At 61.9% G+C, this 3,509-nt stretch carries 3 protein-coding genes; 2 read left to right on the top strand and 1 reads right to left on the bottom strand.

What is annotated here, in order from left to right:
* Window positions 1-217: 217 nt before the first annotated feature.
* Both GPS82_RS13515 and GPS82_RS13520 read left to right on the top strand, forming a co-directional pair.
* Window positions 218-946, top strand: a complete 729-nt coding sequence (locus GPS82_RS13515) for a haloacid dehalogenase type II (protein WP_296495595.1) — start codon at window positions 218-220, stop codon at window positions 944-946.
* 36 nt (window positions 947-982) lie between these two features.
* Window positions 983-3,205 (top strand): malate synthase G, encoded by a 2,223-nt coding sequence (locus tag GPS82_RS13520; RefSeq protein ID WP_296495591.1) that lies wholly within the window; start codon window positions 983-985, stop codon window positions 3,203-3,205.
* A gap of 6 nt (window positions 3,206-3,211) precedes the next feature.
* Here the strand turns inward: GPS82_RS13520 and GPS82_RS13525 are convergent.
* Window positions 3,212-3,509: EAL domain-containing protein (locus GPS82_RS13525; protein ID WP_296495593.1), on the bottom strand; the 298-nt coding region annotated here is incomplete at its 5' end.

Here is a 3,509-nt window from a genome sequence, read left to right on the forward strand (position 1 = left end):
GGGCAGGGCATGAGGGCTGACAGTTTGGGTGGTTGACATCAAAAAGCTCGGCACAAACAGGTGAATGAAACGTCCTGATTATTTCCCGGCTTGGATCAAGCCAGCATTGCCCGCATTTTGATCAAAGTTCTTGCAGGGTCAGGCAAAGGCCGGCGTCAGCATCCCTCCTTAAAATCTGAGGATGCCAAGTTCGCCCCCATCCCTGCTCACGCAAACCATGGAAAGCAGCCGCAACCCGCCGCGCGCCGTGCTGTTTGACGCCTACGGCACGCTGTTCGATGTGTACAGTGTGGCGCAACTGGCCGAGGAACTGTTCCCCGGCCAGGGACAGGCTCTGAGTGTGTTGTGGCGCGACAAGCAGATTGAATACACCCGTCTGGTCACCACCAGCAACCATGGCGCGCACTACCAACCGTTCAGCGTGCTCACCCGTGCCGCGCTGGTGTATGCCATCAAAAAACTGGTGGTCGGCACTGGTGAAACACTGACGCAAGACGCTTTTTTGCTGGAGCACGAGCCCGCCATCGAGATGCTGCTGGCACAGTACCAGCATCTGGACGCCTTTCCGGAAAACCTGGCTGTGCTGCAACAGATCAAGGCCCAGGGCATTCCAGCCGGCATTTTGAGCAATGGTGATGCCGCCATGCTGCACGCTGCCGTGCATTCGGCCGGTTTTGACGGCTTGCTCGATCACGTCATCAGCGTCGACCCGATCCGTAAATTCAAGACCCACCCCGAGGCCTATGCGCTGGGTGAGCAGGCCACCGGCCTTGCGGCGCGCGACATCCTGTTTGTCAGCTGCAACGCCTGGGACGCGCTGGGCGCCACCTGGTATGGCTACACCACGTTGTGGGTGAACCGTTACCATCTGCCTTTTGAAGAGCTTGGCGCCCAGCCCGCCCGAACCAGTGGCGACCTGCGCGCCGTTCCTGAATTTTTCTTTTGATCCTCTTTTTTACTTTTAACTCTGAGAACTACCATCATGACTGATCGCATCACCAAAAACGGCCTGCAAGTTGCCACCAACCTGTGCCAATTCATTGAGACCCAGGTGCTGCCCGGCACCGGCGTGGCGCCGGCTAAATTCTGGAAAGGCTTTGGCGCCATCGTGGCCGACCTGGCTCCCAAAAACATCGCCCTGCTGGCCGAGCGCGACCGCCTGCAAACCGAGCTTGACACATGGCACCAGGCCAACCCCGGCCCCATCACTGACATGCCCGCTTACCGTGCGTTTCTGGAAAGCATCGGCTACCTGGTCGAGGCCCCCAAAAAGGCCCGCATCACCACCGCCAACGTCGATGCAGAACTGGCCAAACAGGCCGGCCCGCAACTGGTGGTGCCCATTTTGAACGCGCGTTATGCGCTCAACGCCGCCAACTCGCGCTGGGGCTCTTTGTACGACGCGCTGTATGGCACCGATGTGATCGACGAGGCCAAGGGTTGTGAAAAGGTGGGTAAAAAGGGCGGCTACAACCCCAAGCGCGGCGCCAAGGTGATTGCCTATGCGCGCCATGTGCTTGACCGCTGCGCCCCGCTGCGAAAGGGCTCGCATGCAGACTCGGTGGCCTACAGCGTCAAGGGTGGCAAGCTGGCCATCAAACTGGCCGATGGCAGCAACACCAGCCTGGCGGATGCCAGCCAGTTGGTGGGTTACCAGGGCGAGGCCAAGGCGCCCTCCAGCGTGCTGTTTGAGCACAACGGCCTGCACCTGGACCTGATCATCAACCGCGCCACCACCATTGGCGCCAGCGACCCGGCGGGTGTCTCCGACCTGGTGCTGGAAGCCGCCCTGAGCACCATCCTCGACCTCGAAGACTCGGTGGCCGCCGTGGACGCCGACGACAAGGTGCTGGCCTACAGCAACTGGCTCGGCATCCTGAAAGGCACGCTGACCGAAGAAGTCGCCAAGGGCAGCAAAACCTTTACCCGCGGCCTCAACGCCGACCGCCTGTACACCGCACCCGACGGCAAGAAGCCGGTGCGCCTGCATGGCCGCTCGCTGATGTTCGTGCGCAACGTCGGCCACCTGATGACCAACCCGGCCATTTTGTACACCGACAAGAAAGGCACCGTGCGCGAAATCCCCGAGGGCATTCTGGACGCCGTGGTGACCACAGCAATAGCCATGCACGACCTCGCCAAGACCAAAAAAGACGCCATCCGCAACTCGCGCAAGGGCTCGGTCTACATCGTTAAGCCCAAGATGCACGGCCCCTTTGAAGTGGCCTTTGCCGGCGAACTGTTTGGCCGTGTCGAGGCCATGCTGGGCCTGCCGGACAGCACCGTCAAGCTCGGCATCATGGACGAAGAGCGCCGCACCAGCGTCAACCTGAAAGCCTGTATTGCCGCCGCTGCCAGCCGCGTGGCCTTCATCAACACCGGCTTTTTGGACCGCACCGGCGACGAGATGCACACCGCCATGCAGGCTGGCCCGATGATCCGCAAGGGCGACATGAAGAGCAGCGCCTGGATTGCCGCCTACGAACGCAACAACGTGCTGGTGGGCTTGAAATGCGGCTTGCGCGGCAAGGCGCAAATCGGCAAGGGCATGTGGGCCATGCCCGACCTCATGAAGGCGATGCTGGAGCAAAAAATTGCCCATCCGAAAGCGGGCGCCAACACCGCCTGGGTCCCGAGCCCCACCGGCGCCACACTGCACGCGCTGCACTACCACCAACTGCTGGTGAGCGACGTGCAAAAAGAGCTGGAAAAAATCAGCGCCGACAAAGAGCGCGATGCCCTGCTGACCGGCCTGCTGACCATTCCGGTCACCGCCACGCCAAACTGGAGCGAGGCCGAGAAACAGCAAGAGCTCGACAACAACGCGCAGGGCATTCTGGGCTATGTGGTGCGCTGGGTTGACCAGGGCGTGGGTTGCTCCAAGGTGCCCGACATCCACAACGTCGCCCTCATGGAAGACCGCGCCACGCTGCGTATTTCCAGCCAGCACATGGCCAACTGGCTGCACCACGGCGTCGTCACAGAGGCGCAGGTCAAGGAGACCTTTGAGCGCATGGCCGCCGTGGTCGATGGCCAGAACGCCGGTGACCCGCTGTACCAGCCGATGGCTGGCCACTTCGACACCTCCATGGCGTATCAGGCGGCTTGCGACCTGGTGTTCAAAGGTCTGGCACAGCCCAGCGGCTACACCGAGCCGCTGCTGCACGGCTGGCGGCTGAAGGTGAAGGCGGCGCGGTCCGCTTGAGTTCGCTTAGCTTGATTCCAGAGCACCCGAACCCGGATTCGGGTTCGGCATTGCGCGCCACGCCGCGTCGGGCCGCCATGTGGCTGCCCAGGCGGACATGTTCCCGGCGGGCATGGGCCGGGCAATGCCGTAGCCTTGCGCCAGCTCGCAGCCAAGTTGCAGCAGCGCAGTGCCATGCGCCACCGTTTCCACACCTTCGGCAATCACCTCGCGATTGAAAGCCGCCGCCAGGCCGATCACGCCTTGCAAAATCGTCAGATCATCCGGGTCGTTGAGCATGTCGCGCACAAAGCTCTGGTCAATC

It is taken from the genome of Rhodoferax sp. (assembly GCF_011391645.1).
GTDB lineage: Bacteria > Pseudomonadota > Gammaproteobacteria > Burkholderiales > Burkholderiaceae_C > Rhodoferax.